General features: G+C 62.9%; 10 protein-coding genes. 5 read left to right on the forward strand and 5 right to left on the reverse strand.

All coding sequences use genetic code 11. The annotated features are described in order from the left end of the window. Positions 1–105 precede the first annotated feature (105 nt). Genes BM339_RS40155 through BM339_RS40170 form a run of 4 tightly spaced genes read left to right on the forward strand, consistent with a single transcriptional unit; the run spans position 106 to position 9,576 of the window. Positions 106–918, forward strand: a complete 813-nt coding sequence (locus BM339_RS40155; RefSeq protein WP_075024254.1) for a helix-turn-helix domain-containing protein — start codon at positions 106–108, stop codon at positions 916–918. Further along, entirely contained in the window at positions 915–2,693 is a 1,779-nt protein-coding gene (locus BM339_RS40160) for a hypothetical protein (protein WP_143118784.1), read from the forward strand. Before BM339_RS40155 ends, BM339_RS40160 begins: the two co-directional genes overlap by 4 nt. A 2-nt stretch (positions 2,694–2,695) precedes the next feature. Further along, the gene (locus BM339_RS40165; protein WP_075024256.1) at positions 2,696–4,381 is read left to right on the forward strand and encodes a hypothetical protein; all 1,686 of its coding nucleotides are present in this window, start codon (positions 2,696–2,698) and stop codon (positions 4,379–4,381) included. Further along, entirely contained in the window at positions 4,378–9,576 is a 5,199-nt protein-coding gene (locus tag BM339_RS40170) for an FtsK/SpoIIIE domain-containing protein (protein ID WP_075024257.1), read from the forward strand. The genes BM339_RS40165 and BM339_RS40170 overlap by 4 nt, the downstream gene beginning before the upstream one ends. A 318-nt stretch (positions 9,577–9,894) precedes the next feature. On the opposite strand, the gene BM339_RS40175 is transcribed toward BM339_RS40170, so the two are convergent. Then, the gene (locus tag BM339_RS40175; RefSeq protein WP_075024258.1) at positions 9,895–10,251 is read right to left on the reverse strand and encodes a transposase family protein; all 357 of its coding nucleotides are present in this window, start codon (positions 10,249–10,251) and stop codon (positions 9,895–9,897) included. A 268-nt stretch (positions 10,252–10,519) separates the two neighbouring features. Further along, the gene (gene dcm / locus BM339_RS40180; RefSeq protein ID WP_143118786.1) at positions 10,520–12,409 is read right to left on the reverse strand and encodes a DNA (cytosine-5-)-methyltransferase; all 1,890 of its coding nucleotides are present in this window, start codon (positions 12,407–12,409) and stop codon (positions 10,520–10,522) included. Between the two features lie 626 nt (positions 12,410–13,035). Between dcm and BM339_RS40185 the strand changes: the two genes are divergently transcribed. Beyond that, positions 13,036–13,521 carry a very short patch repair endonuclease gene (locus tag BM339_RS40185; protein ID WP_256255753.1) on the forward strand — a complete coding sequence of 162 codons (486 nt, stop codon included), beginning with the start codon at positions 13,036–13,038 and terminating at the stop codon, positions 13,519–13,521. Between the two features lie 466 nt (positions 13,522–13,987). Here the strand turns inward: BM339_RS40185 and BM339_RS40190 are convergent, their stop codons facing one another. From BM339_RS40190 to BM339_RS40200, 3 genes are all read right to left on the reverse strand, one after another. Further along, positions 13,988–14,275, reverse strand: a complete 288-nt coding sequence (locus BM339_RS40190) for a hypothetical protein (RefSeq protein WP_075024261.1) — start codon at positions 14,273–14,275, stop codon at positions 13,988–13,990. Between the two features lie 17 nt (positions 14,276–14,292). Further along, complete coding sequence (locus tag BM339_RS50370) at positions 14,293–14,574, reverse strand: CHAT domain-containing protein (protein WP_075024262.1); 282 nt, start codon at positions 14,572–14,574, stop codon at positions 14,293–14,295. A 163-nt stretch (positions 14,575–14,737) separates the two neighbouring features. Then, positions 14,738–15,940, reverse strand: coding sequence for a tyrosine-type recombinase/integrase (locus tag BM339_RS40200; RefSeq protein WP_083598436.1), 1,203 nt, complete (start codon positions 15,938–15,940; stop codon positions 14,738–14,740). Positions 15,941–16,477 lie beyond the last annotated feature (537 nt).

Below are 16,477 nucleotides of genomic sequence, written 5' to 3' on the forward strand. Positions count from 1 at the left end.
AGTTTTGGGAATGACCTCGTTGGCCACATCTGGCAGCGTGTCTCGTGCGCACAAGACACGACAGCAGATTGCAAGGTCCGAGGCAAGCCGGCAAAAGTTAATGGCGTGAGCCCACCCACTGGCCAATCACCGATCAACGAGAGGCTCGCAGCTGCCCTCCGCGAGTACCGGCTGCGGGCAGGCCTCTCACGCGGCGAGGTTGCAGCGCGCGCCAACCTGGATTTGAGCGTGCTCTCGCGGCTCGAGAGAGCCGAGTACCCACACCGCGTCAAGAGCGAAACGCTCTCGCGGCTCGCAAGCGCGCTGGATTGCGGTGACTCACTGCACCTCGCAGCGGATCTGCCGACCCCCAGGGTCCAGGAGCTCGGCCCCATCCTGCAGCGCGTTCACCTAGCAGCCGGCGATCCTACAACACGGGAGGGCCTGAGGCGGCTCGAGCTCAGAGGGTACGCAGCCAGGTTCGACCGCGCGGCGCTCCGCAGGGACGGTGGCCAAGTCGATGAGGTGCGGCTAGCCCGGGCGGTAGCACGCGCGACGGGGCGCGGTGTAGTGACGCGCGAGGCACCCTCTCAGCAAGATGCAGCCGGCCGGCGCTTCTGGACGGCTCACGCTGCAGCGCACGCGCTGCTCGACAGCGGTGGGTGCAGGTGGCCACGCGTGGAGGCGGGAGAAGGGGAGGCCAATTACGTTGCCGGTGTCCTCCTCGCACCTGACCGGCTGGTCCAGGCGGCCGTCCGGAGTTGCGTCATACCCCGCAGCCAGGAGCTGTGGGCTTACAGCTGCGCCGATCTGACCGCAGAGGTTGCCGAGCGTTTGCTGGTGCCCGGGTGGGTCGCGATACAGCGCATTGCCGATGCAGGCCAGCTGGAAATCTTCCTCCCGATCCAGGAGGAAGAGGGGCCGGAGGAGGAATCATGAAGCCCAACTGGGAGGAACCGTTCGACAGATCGCTGCCCAGTCCGCTGAAAGCAGTAGCAGCGCTACGTTCCGCTGGCGAAGACAGTGTCGTTTCTACCAAGACGATGACTTCCCGGCAGAAACTGATGTACATCACGACCGGACTGGAAGATCGCCTGGCTCGCCGGATGCTCGGGCCGAGAGCCCCAGCCCTGCTCCTGCTCAGCGGCAGTTCGGGTGGCGGCAAGTCCGCTCTCATCCGGATGCTTGAGCAGACCGTCCCGCCCAACACCTTCACCACAGTGGTCGAAGACGCGACGCACGCCGAGGCTCCGGATGCGGACCAGACCCGCTACCTTGCCCAGGTTCTCGCAGGCTTCAACGATGGCGTCCCCGGGCCCGGCGTACACATTCTGCTCGCGGCCAACACTGGCCTTCTCCTGCGCCTTGAGCGCATGTTCAAGCTGGCCGCGCACCCAGCCCTCGCCGAACTAGTGGCGTTCGCCCTCCGCCGGCTGGGCGTGCCCGCAGCCTCGCCTGTTCCCGCTTCCAGGGCGGAGGAGCTGCGGGACACGGTCTTGGTCGTGGATCTCGATCAGCGCCCTACCTCCGGCGGAGAGGACCGGCTGTTCAGACGGATGCTCCCCGTCCTGGAACCTGATGCGCCTAATGGCGTACTCGCTGGGGCGGGGCGATGTGACACCTGCCAAGTAAGAGCGTTCTGCGCGCCTCGCACCAACCTGGAACTGCTCGCTGATCCGGAGATCGGTGCCGTCCTCGATGAGGCTGTCGACCAGGTGGCGCTAAGGCGGGGCCGGGACGTGCCTCCAAGGCAGTTCTGGGATGCGCTGGGCGCCCTCGCGCTGGGGGGCTTGCAAGTCCCCCCTGGGGCTGACCCATGCGAGGGCGTCGCTGCCCTGGCAGCTAGGAACGATCTCGACGGTGTCTGGAGATCCCTCCTGCCCAACGGTGTCTTTACCAAGCACGATGCGAACCCCTTGTGCGCAGATCTCGCAGCCCTCGATCCTGCCTTCGCTCCTAGCCTTGAAGGGCACGACATCATCGCATCCGCCGGTGTCGATCCCGAAGGTGACGCTAGCTCGCTAGTAGACATGCTTGGCGATGCCAACCGCAGGCGTGAGGCCGTGGCCACGGCAGCCAGTGCACTGGCCACCGGGCAGGTCCTGGGCGGCCCCGCTGCAGTCGCCCGCGGGTTGGCCCGCGCCTCCTGGCTCGCCGGCAAGCTCTTGCTCCAGACTGCAGCCTCGACCATTTTCGAGCAGGCGCTGGGGGGCGACGAGACGGCCATCGACAAAGTGGTGAGGGTCACGGCGCAAGGGATCGTCAGTTCCTTTGGACGCTACGTCGAGGGAAGCTATTACCTCCCGACGGAGAGTCTCGCCCAGCGGAGGGATTCGCGGGTACTCGTCAGAGTCGAGCTCGACGAGATGCTGGACTGGCAGCCATCCGTGCCGGAAAAGGAGAATCCCTGGGGGAGTGAGATAGTCGGTCTGCGCCCCCTAACTGCTCGAATCTTGATCGGGAATTCCGACATGGTGCTGGATCTCCCGCTGTATGAGCTACTCGAGCGGGCTGCCAGCGGGACGAACGCGGCTTCGGTCGATATCGAGCGTTTCCATTCGCTCCGCCATGCAGTCGAGACGCTCGGCCGGACGAGGGCGGACGACCGAGACGCTCCCCTGCTAATCGTGCGCGATGGCGGCCGAGAAGCGTACCGAGCGAAGACGAGCCTATGGCGTGGGCAACAGACATTCCGTATCACCAAGGTAGGCTGAAGATGAATGGTGCAGACCGGGAGATCGAGCGCCTCGTGGCCTCGCTGCCAGCCATCGTGGAAGCCGGTGTCACACTAAGTGATGGCTGGTTGGTGGTCGATGGAGAACCGACTCTCCGCATCCCACGCAAGCAGAGCCAGACCCGGGATGAGTGGCTACGGCACGACGCACCCTCTGTCTACCCGAACGTTCCACGTGGCCAGCCTCGGGCGACCCTGCTGTTCGGGATACTTCAGGACTCAGGCACCGCTGACGGAGAGTGCCCCTTCGATAGTCACCTCGAGGCAGAGCTGCGGGAGAAGCTCCCCGGGGACACGATGGAGAAGCGCACGGCCGTCTCTGATGCCATCGTCGAGAAGTTCTGGTACCGAAGCGAGAAGGTTCATTATCTTCTCCCGCTCCACTCGTCACTCTCCCTCGGATTCCGGCAGAGCAGCTCCGGCGGCGGCCGGATGCAGTACAAGATGTTCCGCGGGAGTATCCTGCCGTTCCTCTGCAGCCACACAGGCGGTATCGATGAAGTATTGATCGATCGGATGCTCGACGTATTTCGAAGCGACGACGACTTCACGCACCTCGACCGCGAGGTCCTGCGAATAGCTGGAGAAATCTCTCCAGAAACGAATGGTCCTAGCGTCAAGATCCTGCTTAGAAGCGAAGGAACCAGAGAGGTTCTAGAAAGGCTCGAGAGCGCAGGTGGCGCCTTCTGTCAAGCCTCGCTAGATCGTTTCCGCGAGGATCTCGCGGAAGTGCTCACCATGCAGCTCCCGCGCCGGGATCTTATCGACCAGATAACCATGTTGCTGGCGCTCCATCTCACAACCTGGCTTTACAGGGCGAGCATGGTCCTGTCAAACCAGCTCGAACGCGTCGTCCGGCTCTTCACCCTCGCACCGTCGGCAGACGCTCCCGGTTGCTCCGTTGGCTGCGCCGGAGACTTGACTACCTGTGACCTAGCCGGACGTATGAGTTTCCGAGTCGGCTCTGGCGGCTTCCGGTCTGCCAAGATGTCGGACCCATGTGTGGGAAGCTACCTGGAACTCACCAGCGGTTACCTGATGCCGCTCCCCGTTACCATCGCTGCAGCGAACCTGGCGGCGGAGGCCCTCCTGGCGGCTGGGGGCCCGGAGATCCGCTCCCTCGACCTTCCCGCCATGCATCGTGCACTTTCCGAGGGTGGCGCGCAGCTCCGGAGCCGTTTCGATGCGATCACCAGGGTCCTGGCCATTTGCAGGGGAGCCCAGCAATACCCGGCCGCTCCTCTGGAAGAGAAGGAGAGGTTCGCCCGGACCGGCGCCCCAGGGCTGTACGCCCTAAGGGAAGCGCTGCTAGAAGCACGCCGATCTTCCATGAGGAACGTCGGCCGCGACGTCGTGAACCAGCTCGTGAAAGAGGTCCCTACCGGCAAGCTGATCCAGTCGAACGGAACGCGCATCACCTTCTTCGAGACAGACGAAGCGATGCTATTCCTTCTTGTCCGGCTCGTATGCGGGCGCGAGCTAGTCCCGTTCGCCGAGTTCCTGGAAGGGCTCAAACGGTACGGCCTGGCGCCCCAGAGCAGGGAAGAGGAGCGGCTCCTTCAGAACGCGCTGGAGCGCCTAGGGATGTTCGCGAGGTACAGCGATGCTGCTGAGAGCGCTTACGTCCACCACTCCAGCCAATTCAGCGCCAGTGAGGTGACCAGATGACATCGTCCACCGCATCAGCGATCTGCGACGCGCTGCTGGAGGTCGCTGCCGACAGCACCCAGCACCGGCGGCTGTACCTGCGCGATAACTTCGGCGTGAGCACCGGAGAGGTCTTCAGCGAGCTCGAGCCGCTTCTTAACGAGGTGGCGACCGTCGGCACCGCCGCGAGCGGTGGAGCGAGGCAGATCGCCGCCATCCGGCGGGGACCGGTCCTTCTGATTCCCTACCTCGTCGACGAGGCAAACCAACGGCCGCAGGCAACCTGGAACCGTGGCCTCCGGGGGTTTGCCGGGAAGCTCAGAACCGACTTCTCCCAGGCGGCTGAGCTCGGCGACGTGTACGTCCTGCTCATCCTGGACCCAGACCCATTCGAGACCGTCCTGACAGCCGCCGAGGATGCGGCAACTTTGACTGAACTCTCCTGGGCGAGCCTCGTCACCAGGATCGGGAACGCCTGTGCCGGGCCGGCAGCCAACGTAGTGCGGGATGTAACAGAAGACTTGATCGCGCGCGAGCCGAAGGACCCCAGGGCGCTTCTGGATGCTTTCGCAGCCTTCGCCGCTTCGGACTGGACAAGCGTCCAGGAAGCAGGCATGGCCCTCCCCTCCCTCGGCTGCTATATCGCGGACCCTAGGCCGAGCAAGGACAGGCTCGAGCGAGGCGCGAGGTGGCGTCACGATCTGGAGCGCTGGGCCCTTCCGGATCGCGACCTCGCGACAGAGCTTGCCCGTCATGCTGGCGAGGACTATCAAGGCAACAGCAAGGTGACCGCAGCCCGTGGCCCCAGCGGCCTCGACTACTCCCGGTTTACGCTCGATGATCTGCCGCCTGCCAAACAGTCCGGACGAATCGCAATCGTGGAACCGCCGCGGGTTCACGGTGCTAGAGCCGTGGCTTCTGCCGCCGGGGTAGCAGCGATCTGGATCTCCGCTGAAGCAGCCGGCTTCTCACTATCCGTAATCGGCAATGTCGGCAAAGCCCGGCCGGCCGCGCGCTGGCACGACGGGACCAAGCTTCCCTGTGAGATCGACACGGGCCGGATGCTCCTCCACGTCCCCGTCCCCGGTATCGGTGAGGAAGGCTGGTGGTTCTCAACCATCACGGTTCGGCCAGGAAGCTCCGTGACCATCGCCGTGTACCGCAGGGAGGCGGAGTGGTTTCCGATCGAGGAAGCCCTGCAGATCGATCCTGTGCTCGGCTGCTTCCGGGCGCTGGACTCGCCCAACATCCTCGCGATCGGCCCAGGCGGAAGCATTCTCGGTCCGGCCCCCCTCCGTCTTCCCAGCGAGGATTCTGAGGAACTACAAACCGTGATCGCTGTTCACGGTGGAACCGAGGGATCCCTTCCGCTGATTCTCCAATCAACTCGTACCCCCGCTGGCGGAGAGGACGGTCGAGATCCCGCTAAGGGCCCGGGCACCGGTGAAGATATAGAGGATCCCGGAGAGGGATGGGACGACGATAACCTCGGTGGGCTCGGAGGCACGGATGTTCCGCCGACCAACGGAAGCTATCCGCAGGTTCCGAGCGCCATACACGCCCAGCTCGATCTCGCCGCACGGCGGAAACGTGACGGCTTGCCGATCCCCAGCGGCTACCCCTCCCTCGTGAGGGGGACCGGCGAGGCGGGAAAGCTCTCGTTCCAGGTCGAAGGCTCCGTCCGCTACGACCTGGAGCCACAAGAGCTATCAGGCAGCCTTCGAGGCCTGGCCGTTGAGGGAGACATCTTGCGGGTCGGGCGCTCAAGCCGGGCCCTGGCGTTCGTGCAGGTATCCGGCGAACATGGTAATCCCGAGATACTGCCCGATCCCACTCTTGACAGGCTAAGCCTCGAAGGTCTAGACGGCGTCCTAGTGGACCAGTTCTTCGACGCGCGCAGAACCCTTTTTCAGGCTCTGAATGAAAGTGGCACAGTCCATGCCTTGCTGTGCGGAACCGCCCTCGACGAGGCCGCAGCGTACGTGTCCGCCTACCGGGATCTGATCTACAGCATCGAAATTCCCGGCAGGTACACGCCCGAACTCGACCGGCTTCTCCTGGTCGATCTTGTTTCGATCGACGCAACCCAGTGCTGGCTGGCGCCGACGAACCCAGTAACAGTCGCATGGGCCCTCCAGATGGCCCGGGAAGCAACGAGGCTTACGGTCGGCGGAGATTTGCCGGCCCGCGATCTTAAAGCGCTATCGCCCCGAGCCCTCCTTCCGCTGCTCCATGCACAGGGCGGCTGGTGGGAGGTGGACGACCGCTCTCCCCTCCTCTGGAGGCGCTACCGGCCTCTCGGAAGCGCGCTCGCCCTCGGAGGCAGCAACCCTCAGACGATTACCCGCCGGATCGGCAAATTCCTCGAGGTCTTCCCTGCCTATAACGACCCGCGGCAAGAGCTGGCGGTGGCTTTCCGTGAACCGGGTGACGGGGGGGCAGTCGCCGCAGCCCTGCGCGCCTTCTACGGTGCCGAGCTTGCACCCGGAGCCGAACGCTTCCGGCCTGGCCTCTCAGTTACTGTCTACACAGATGACGGGGAGGTTCCGCGCGAACTACTAAACCTGATGGCCCCGGACAATGACCACGATCTGGACCGGCTGATCCGCAGCAGGGTAAAACTGACCACCGAGTACAGTGATGACAGCAGCGATCCCGCCTTCGCCCATCTGTGCTTCGCATTTCGCTCGTCAGCATCGCGCGAACCGCGTCCCATCAGGCTCGACGAGCGAGCGCCGACCGACTGGGTGCGCGGTCTGGCTTCGGCGGGTGGCCGGACCTCGTCCCAGAATCCCAACGAGCTCTCTTTCGCGAATGGGCTCTTTATCGCCCCCTCGGCGGCCGGCACGATACCCGAACTGCTCCGGCGCACGCTAGAGATGGTCGGGGGACAACCCCGGGGGTGGATGCAAACCGGCATCACCCAGGCAACTACAACCGCCATCAGCGCTGGAACACTCGATCGCATCCAGCGGAACAGTGTCTGGACCGTCCATGCGGACCGGCTGCTCGGTCTTGAGGCGTTCAGCCCAGACCTGATCGAGCGCAAGGTCTACATAGTAGATTTCGAGGACCGCACTAGTGTCTGGCAAGCGGGCCTGGATAGCATCACGGTCACGGAACTCATCGATCCGTACCGCACCGCCCTGAGCCGCGCGATCGCCCCTGTGACCCGCCTTGATCAGTCAGCGCTGCCGCGGCTGATCGACAGCGCCAACGCCGTCAGCGGGAGCTGGAATCTGGACCTCCTCAACTTGCCCATCAACGGGCTGAGGGAAAGACTCGGGTTTCTCGCCGCGATCGCGGCGCTGAGGGATCTCGACGGAGCCTTCCAGACGCCGCCAGCAGGTAGCAGCGATCTGGGTGGCGTCCTGCTCCCCCTCGACGAGCTGTTCCGGCTGCTGCCAGCCAGCGGAATCAGGCGGCCCTCCGGACGCTCCTGCGATGATCTCCTGTACTTGCGTCTCCACCTGGCAGACGGTAAGGCCAGGATTGGTGGGCGGTTGATCGAGGTCAAGTTCACGTCCACAGGCCAGCCTGACCTAGGGGTAGCGCGCCGGGAGCTCCAGCGGACCCGCGAATGGCTCGAGTCCGTATCCAATGCCCGCACCGTTGCCCGCCCCTTCCGATCGCGTGATCTCTCCGAGTTCATTAGGTCCGGAGCGATCCGCAACCGCAGCTTCGGACTCGGCAACCTAGCCCAGGAGCAGATCGAGGAGGTAGCAAAGATCGTAGGCAGGGGGGATTATGCCATCAACTTCTCTTACGCTGTGGACGGCGAGGAGCTCCACGGTGATGTCATAAGCCTGGAGCTTGAAAACCCGTTCTCCGCTAACCGGACGGTACTGCCGGGCGAGGGCTCGCGGTTGGGGTATGTACGGCTAGGGGCGCCTGTGCTGGAGTCGCTAGCCAAGGGGCGCAAACTCTCACCTCATCCTGGGTGGGACAAAGTCAACTTCCAGCCACGCACCCATCAGGGCGGGGAGCTTACTGCCAGCGGCAGGGTAGGCGCCACAATCCCGAAGCCCAACGACAGCCGTACGCCTGCGACCGATTTGACAGCTCGGCCGGCCAACCCCGCACAGCAGTCTGCGAGGCCACGCGCCGAAATCGCGCCAGGTGGAAAGACTGAGGAAGTTGTTTCCAAAGCCAGGGAACTCGACGCTGCGGTCACGAAGTACGGCCTCCAGCTGGCTCCTTTCGATACATCTCTCGCCCAGGTAGGCCCTTCAGTCATTCGATACCGGACGAAACCGCTAGGCAAGGAAAACCTCGCGAACGTGCGCAAGCGCGCGCTGGACATCGGCCGCGAGGTGGGCTTCGCCGAAGGCGTCCTAATCGATCAGGAGCCCTATTGGCTCACGGTGGACGTCCCACGCGCAGAACGCGTGATCGTGAACCTGTCAGATCATCTCAATGCGCTTACAACGGTCGAGGGACCCGGAGCCCTGCCGTTCTTGCTCGGCATGGCGCCAAGCGGTGAAGTTCGGGTCGCCGACCTCGCGAGGCTTCCGCATCTCCTGGTTGCCGGCGCGACTGGATCCGGCAAGAGCGTGCTGCTCCGTGGTCTCCTCTGCTGCTTGGCAAGGGTGCGCACGCCCATGCAACTTCAGATCCTCGTCATCGATCCGAAGCAGGTCGATTTTCTGCCTTTCCAGGACCTCATACACCTGGCCGAGGAGGGCATCGTCACAGACCCGATCCGCGCGGTTGGTGTGCTCAAGGAGACACTGGAGCGGGAGGTGCGTTGGAGGCAGGAAAAACTGGGCGCCGCGGGAGTGACGAGTGCTCTGGAGTTCTACGAGGCAGGAGGGTCGTTGAACGAGCTGCCCCAGATAGTAATACTCGTCGACGAGTTCGCGGACCTGGCCGCTAGCCTTGATCGGGCAGCGAGGGAATCCTTCCTGCGGCTAATTCAGCGATTCGGGCAGCTCACGCGGGCCTTTGGCATCTACCTCGTTCTGGCTACACAGCGCCCCAGTGTCCAAGTAATCACTGGCGATATCAAAGCCAACCTTACAGCCCGCGTCGCACTCAAGGTCCAGTCGGCAACCGACAGTACGACGATTCTGGGACGGGGTGGCGCAGAGAGCCTCCGCGACCGCGGGGATCTAATCTTCGACCATGGGGGGCGCTCTGAGCGGCTTCAAGGTTTTTACGCGGGTCCCGCAGATGTGCAATCCGCAAAGTCAGTCTGGGTGGCAGGAGAGGAATGAGCTGTTCCAACTTCATCTGGCCTGGTGGTGAAGAGTGAAGATGGCATGGACGATGGTGGTCATGCGGCTGGGTGAGCAGCGGGCTTTCCGCAGGATGTGCCAGCTCTTGCGCGTCTGCCGCGCCCTGCTCGCCTAGCGCTCCGGGCCTGGGCGTGGTGCCGGTTGAACAGCTTCTTGCGTTTGCCGAGCCTGCGGTCCTTCTTGCGCTTGTAGAGGGGGTTCCGATCGCGCCGCCGGCTCCGACGTAGCCCTTGTCGGCGTTGCAGGAGATCTTGCAGCCGGTGAGCGCGTCGACAATGCCGAAGGTGCGGGCAGCGATCAGATCATGTATGAGCCGGGGAGGACAGGCGAGGCCCAGATCAGCTCGCCGTGCGGGCCGGTGAGGAACTGGATGTTTACCCCGTGCCGGTAGTGCTTGCCGCTGTAATAGAGCCGGTCGTTGGACCCCGACAGCCGGTCGATCGGTGCCAGGGTGCCGTCCAGGATGGCGTAGACCTTGCGCTGGGCGATCCGCGTCGCCTCGCGAAGGGCGGGAGCCTGGTCGGCGAGCAGGGCGATGACCTCGGTGACGTAGCGGTGCGCGGTCGCGGCGCCGATCCTGAATGCGGCCGCCAGATGGGCGAAGATGTCGTTGCGCCGACGCGACAGATCGAGCGCGGAACGGTAGAACAGCACATGATGCTCCTGCGGCGGACAAGGTTGATCTTGGTCGACAGCCTCATCTAGCAGGAGCTTCACTCATTCCACGGTCATACCCATCGCCTGCAACCAGCCCGTGACCTGCAAACTCAGGCTGGACTCCCCTCAATGATGAAAGACCACTTACCTACGCCAGGTCACAAGTGTATAACGACTACACTTCGGCACGGGTCTGTATCGCAACATCACTCCGTTTTCCAAGCGCCAGGTAGCAATACCAGACGGAAGCAGTGCTATCTGGAGATCAGCTTGCTACGACCTCCGGAGCTCCTCCATCGGACTCCTCCCTCGCGGGAAATGCGAGTTGCATAACAACGGGGCCACACAAATCTTCTAGATGTTGCTTGTGTGCCGAGTCGGAAGTCTTCCTTTCCATAACCCGGATAAGCTCCTCTGCGACCGCCCTGGCCAGCAGGGGCGGGACAGCGTTTGCAACCTGGAGGGGCTGCTTGCCCCGGGTGCCGCAAAAGACGTATTCGTCCGGAAACCCTTGAATGCGAGCAGCCTCCCGGACACTGATCGTCCGGTTCAGATCCGGGTGCACGGGAAGGGCGCGATGACCCGCCACGATCGTGCGCGCCAGATCCTTGTGGAGGCGGCGGTACGAGATTGGCCCCTTCCCCGCCTCGATACCTGCAATCTTTTCGATAACCTTCTGACTGTGTTTCATGGTGGATCCGTTAAGGAGAACGTGTCCATCCGCTAGCGGGATAAACTCAGCTTCCATGCCGTGTTGGAGCTTGGGCAAGCCGGGACGCGAAAGCACCTCCCTCACCGTGGGTGCGCGATGCTTACGCCCGCACCTACATGGCAAGGCGGGGTTCCCGCAGTACTTTCCTATTGGCACTTCAGGAGCATTTCCCTTTGTGTTTAGTTGGGCGGTGAAGATGAGCCTCCAGCGTAGCTGGGGGACGCCGTAATCGCTTGCTTTGACCGCTCTATGGCGAGGGTTGTAGCCGCAGTTGCGCAGCTCTTGCTCGACGGCATCAGTGAAACTTACGCCTTTGATGTTTCGCATGCCAAGCACATTCTCAATAACCACGAAGCGCGCGTCAAGTTCCTTGGCCAGCCGGACCTGGTGCTTGAATAGCTCGTTTTGCTCGTCGTCTGGGTCACGCTTGCCGGCGATCGAATAGCCCTGGCAAGGCGGTCCTCCAATAACAGCGGTCACATCGCCCATCCACGGGGCTACTGCGCGGATGACTGGAGCGAGGGGCTTCGATACATCCTGCTCCAGCACGACGGTTCCAGGATGGTTAGCGCGGTGAGTCTGGGCTGCATTGCGCTCCTTCTCAACTGCCACAGCCACTCGGAAGCCCGCTTGCGCAAAGCCCAGCGCTAGCCCCCCCGCTCCCGCGAACACCTCCACGGCGACGGGTCTCTTGTCTGGTTTCAGGCTTGCCTGGCCGGTCGGGCAGAAACTGATAAGCGAGCACTCGGTGCACCTAGGCTTGGGTTTGCAAGTAGCGCGGCCGTGATGGATCAAATTTACCCGGAGGCGCTCGCGTATCTTCACAGGGATAAGGTTCTCGTAGGAAGCGCGGTCCACCTTCCCGCTCATGTTCGGGAGAAGCCTCATTCTGTTGAGGACGCGGCGGACCTGGCGGTCATCTGCAAGCACCGCCCGCCCCAGGGTGAAGTTCATGATGTCCCGGGCAGTTTTCTGCTTGAGCCCCGGCAGGTCCAGAAGCTCGTCCATGACTGCTTCGTCTGAGAGCTCCCGCAGGTAGTCCAAGCTGTAGGTACCCGGCCGCCCGTGGCGGACATTGGCGTCCAGGACGCCCTCGAGGAAGCTTTGGAGGGTGGCCGCAAGCCGTCGGTCAAGGTTGGCCGACCGCAGCATCTCTTCCAGCTCAAGCTTCGGCGCACTGGCGAGGTCGGCCCAGTTGGTGTACCTGCCGCGGATCTGCGCGAATATCTGCTGCTCCTGGGGCTTACGCGTCGCCACACCCAGGATGAGGTACACGGCAACAGCGACAGGGTCGTCCACTTTGCCAAGCGCAGCCGAGCGGAAGCGGAGCTCAAGGAGCTCATCTATGCGCTCCACTACCGCACCAGGAGCCAGGCCGATCGGCTTAGAGCAGGTGGCTGGGGTTCCGGTATCGTCGTGTGAGTGTCGCGCATCAGTGGTCACTAGGGGATTCTGTCGTCACCGCCTCGCGCTCGCCAGATTCTGTCCGAAATTGCAGCGTGATCTTGACCATCCAGCCTGGACGTGATCTCTGATCAGGTGGATCAAGGATGGCGTCTGCCGTGGCAACGGTCGGGCTTGCCTGTCGCTTCCGAGGCAATCCTTCCTCGTGCCTGGCCCTGACGCGACCGCTGGAGCCGCCATCGATGCCACGCACACGAGATGTTTACGCGAGGAAAGCCCTGCACAGCCTGAGGCCTGGTCGGGGAAGGCTACGCTCACTCTGAAGGTGGCCTGCTGCTTCACGGTGCTTGGTTCCAGAGCACAGAGGCAGCAGCGAACGAGGCGGTCAGACGGGTAGTCTGACACTCGTTCGTGCTCGAGCAACATCACCCAGGGTCTGCACCACACCTTCAACATCAACCTTCAGGTGATGGAGCTCACTCGTCACCAGTCGCGTGCCTGGCGGCAGGTACCCAGGTGCGCGAGCCCGAGGCTCATGACCGCCCCTCCGATCCCACGCAGACCTCGGTAGCCTCAAGATCCGGCGTCAGGACCTTCCAGGGGTGACTGACGAATCCTCCAGTAGCAACTATGGACGCTATTGTTATTGAATAATGGTCATCTGATTGAGTGGTAGCAAGAAGATGTTCGATCAGCAGGATGCCGGCTCACAAGAAGAGGCATGCCCTAAAGACACCTATCCCCGTCCAGCAACTGAGGGTCGGTCCCGGAACATGCGCGCAAATCGCAGAACCGATACCAAGCCCGAGGTTAATCTGCGCCGGGCGCTGCATGCCCGGGGCTACCGCTATCGCAAGGATTTTCGCCTCGACCTTTCCGAGGGGGTGCGAGTTCGGCCAGACATCGTGTTCACGGCACGCAAGGTTGCTGTCTTCGTGGACGGCTGCTTCTGGCATGTTTGCCCTGAGCATGGGCGCGAGCCAACGAGTAATGAATGGTACTGGACTCCAAAGCTTCGCAGGAATGTAGAGCGTGACCGGGCCGCTGATACCGCGCTCAGTGCAGCGGGCTGGCAAGTGGTGCGGGTGTGGGAGCATGAAACACTTCCCTCCGCTGTCGAGGCCGTGATCGAAGCCACCGGACCACCCTGAATTGGTTCAACACCGCACTTACACCAAGTCTTGTCGCATTTCGCCGGGAGTCGCCGAAGCTTAGCGGTGACGACGCGATAGCTGTATGCATGGTTGAAGCCGACCTCAAGCGCATAGGCAACCGTCTCAAGGGTATCTGACAGGCAGAGCGGTGACTTAACTCCGCCAATCCTCTTCTATTCGCTTCCACAGATGGAATCTGCCAGCTTCATGCGGTCCAGTTCCGGATTGGCCGAGCGGTCTCGGCGATGACTTCTGGGTCGGCCAAGTCGGCGGGGGTGGAAACATCGGTAGGCGGTGTGCTCGTTGCTCAGCACGATTGGTGGTTGACCCGGTTAAGGCACGCCGAATGTGTACTGACGGGCTCTGCAGCCGGATCCGGAGATACACCTGCAAGGTTCGTGCCGGGGCGCTCGGCGGCTTCGCGGGTTACGGCCTCCATCTGCCGCGCTTTGCCCCACCTGGATCACCGGAGGTGGATGGTCTGCACCGCGGAGGGTAGTTCGGCTCGGTAGGGGATGAGTCCGAGACGGCGCTGCTTGACGCTCGCGCTCATCATGATCTCAGCTCGTGCCGGAGCTCCGGCGGGGACTCTGACAATCAGCGCGAGTGTCTCGTCTCCGACGAGGGGCGAGGCATCGGTGGCGTTGAAGCGCCACTCGGGGTCGCTGTCATGTTCGCCCATGCCGACCACGAAGAGCTTCTCGCGGCCGTCCTGTGGCGGTGCGTATTCGACGTCGGCTTCGACGAACATGAGCTTGGCGGTCAGCTTCAGCTGAGTGGAGCCCTTGACGGGAACGGTCCGGCGCTTGGGCGGAGATCGACCACGCGATCGGCTGTTCGCCGGGAGCTTGTGGCCACGTCGGGAGCTACCGGCCAGAGGCAGCCGACGATGGCGGCGGCTCCAGCCGAGAGGAGAGCGGCCGGCAGGCCGTGCAGGTTGTCATTGATGTCGAAACGTCCGAGAGCTGACTCGCAGGCGCTCATCGTGACCAGCTCGACGCCGCGCAGATCGGTTTTGAGGATGTCGTGGGCGAAGACCCTGCCCGTCATCGCCGTTGTTTGAGTCTGGGGCCAGATACAAGCACTGGAACCACGGAGCCCACTCGTTGTGGGATCCGTGGGCTGCCACGTGTATGTAACGGGCTCCAGGAAGCGTTTGGAGGAACCGGCGCACGGTGGCGTCCTTTCCAAGGACCGGTTCGACGCTGCCCATTTAGGCGGCGATCCGCGCGGTGTGCGGCTCGAGCGTGTCGGTCCCGCCGCTGTCGTAGGCGAAGGCGGCCAGTACCCGGGCTGGTTCGGCCCGGGTCGTGTGGCTGAGGAAGGCCAGGCTGGGGACCTGCGTGACGGTCCAGTCATCGGCCACAGGGCGGCTGTCTGAGAGGAGGAGATGAAAGGGTATGTAGTGAAGTGGGCCGCTCGGCCAGAGGCACAGATGGAATTTGCCCTCGCTGGCCCAGGACGGCAGGGAGTCGGTGGTTGTAGGTGCGGCCCTTCTCGTGGGTTCGGTTCGGCCGAGGGTCTCCGGGTCTGGGATCTCGGTGATGCGGGCTCGGGGCTTGTCCTGGGGTGGCATGTGGAAGAAGAGGTCGTCTCGGGTGAGGCGCGCCGCCCTGATGTGCTCTTCGAGCTTCTCGGTCATCTGGGCGCTGAGCTTGAAGCGGCGGTACTCCTTGTCCTTCGGGTAGTCCTTGACGAGGAAGTGGCCGCCTTCCGGGTGGAACTTCGGGTTCAGCTCCACGACCGTGCGGCTGACCGTGAGGATGCGCGTCTTGAGGTTGAGGTCCCTGGGACGCAGCTCGCTGAGCTCGCCCCAGCGGAGGCCGCTCTCGATCTCGGTTTCGGCGAGGAGGCGGAAGGTGCCTTCGGGGAGGGCGTTGTAGACATCGTCGAACTGCTCAGGCGTGACGATCTGGAGCGGCTTGCGCGCGATGGGCGGAGACTTCACCCCACGGCAGGGGTGTAGGTAGGTGACCTGGTCGTCCAGTGCCGTGGTGAAGATGACACTGAGGATGATCTTGTTGCACTGGATGGTCACGGGCTTCATGCCCTGGTTCTTGAGCTTGGTGATCCAAGCTCGGACGTGCTCGGGAAGGATGTCGACCATCCTCATGCCACCGAACTCCGGCATGAGGTGCCTGTGGATGGCGTAGGTATAACCCTCCCGAGTGCTGGCCTCCATCTCGTGGTTCGGGAGCCAGGTGTTCTCGACGTAATCTATGAATCGTTGCCTTCCGCGGGCAGGTTCTCCGGTTCGACCTTCCGAGACCTTCACTTCGGCGCGCTGCCATGCTTTGTCCGCTTCTTTCTTGCTCGCAAAGGTTCCGACAGACCTTCGCTGGCCGCGAATGTCGTCGTAGTAGGCCGTGTAGCGAGGCTTGCCGTCCTTACCCACTCTCTTGCGCGTCTGCCCCATGGGCTTCCTGCCTCTCAGGTTTGATCATCTGACCCTCGTTTGACCCCGGACTGCGAGTGATGGCGTGACCCTGGAGATCATTCACCGGCAGCCGAACAGGCCATCTACCTGGGATTTTACAGAGATCAAGCTTTATCTGCGAGCCGCAGAAAACGTACAATTTGTCCTTCGGGACGAAGAGGTCGTGGGTTCAAATCTCGCCGCCCCGACGTTGAATTGGCAGGCGAGAGAGAGGCTTGGAGTTACCTTGGACTCCCCCTTGGGCAGCCAAACGGGAAGCCACTGTCAAGGGACGGTTTTTCGACTGCCTGTTAAATGAAGTTGGTGACCGGTTAGGGATTGCCGAACGAGTTGGTGAGTTCGCCGCTGTCGGACTGGGTCTACTTTTGTGGTTTTTGGGATGAAGCCGATTTGAAGCTGAGGGCGCGTAGGGTTGGCTGGTATCAGTCTCCTGTTGGGTGCGGGCGCGGCTTCTCATGCCTGGTGACGGTTTGTCGGAGGGGGGTGAACATCGTGCTGCGGACGAGTGTGAGTAGC

The sequence above is a fragment of the Actinomadura madurae genome (assembly GCF_900115095.1).
GTDB lineage: Bacteria > Actinomycetota > Actinomycetes > Streptosporangiales > Streptosporangiaceae > Spirillospora > Spirillospora madurae.

Excerpts from the sequence above, each read along its gene's own strand:
- BM339_RS40160 (WP_143118784.1), top strand. The coding sequence starts at position 915 with ATGAAGCCCAACTGGGAGGAACCGTTCGACAGATCGCTGCCCAGTCCG.
- BM339_RS40165 (WP_075024256.1), top strand. The coding sequence starts at position 2,696 with ATGAATGGTGCAGACCGGGAGATCGAGCGCCTCGTGGCCTCGCTGCCA.
- BM339_RS40170 (WP_075024257.1), top strand. The coding sequence starts at position 4,378 with ATGACATCGTCCACCGCATCAGCGATCTGCGACGCGCTGCTGGAGGTC.
- BM339_RS40190 (WP_075024261.1), bottom strand. The coding sequence starts at position 14,275 with ATGTTCGTCGAAGCCGACGTCGAATACGCACCGCCACAGGACGGCCGC.
- BM339_RS50370 (WP_075024262.1), bottom strand. The coding sequence starts at position 14,574 with ATGACGGGCAGGGTCTTCGCCCACGACATCCTCAAAACCGATCTGCGC.
- BM339_RS40200 (WP_083598436.1), bottom strand. The coding sequence starts at position 15,940 with ATGGGGCAGACGCGCAAGAGAGTGGGTAAGGACGGCAAGCCTCGCTAC.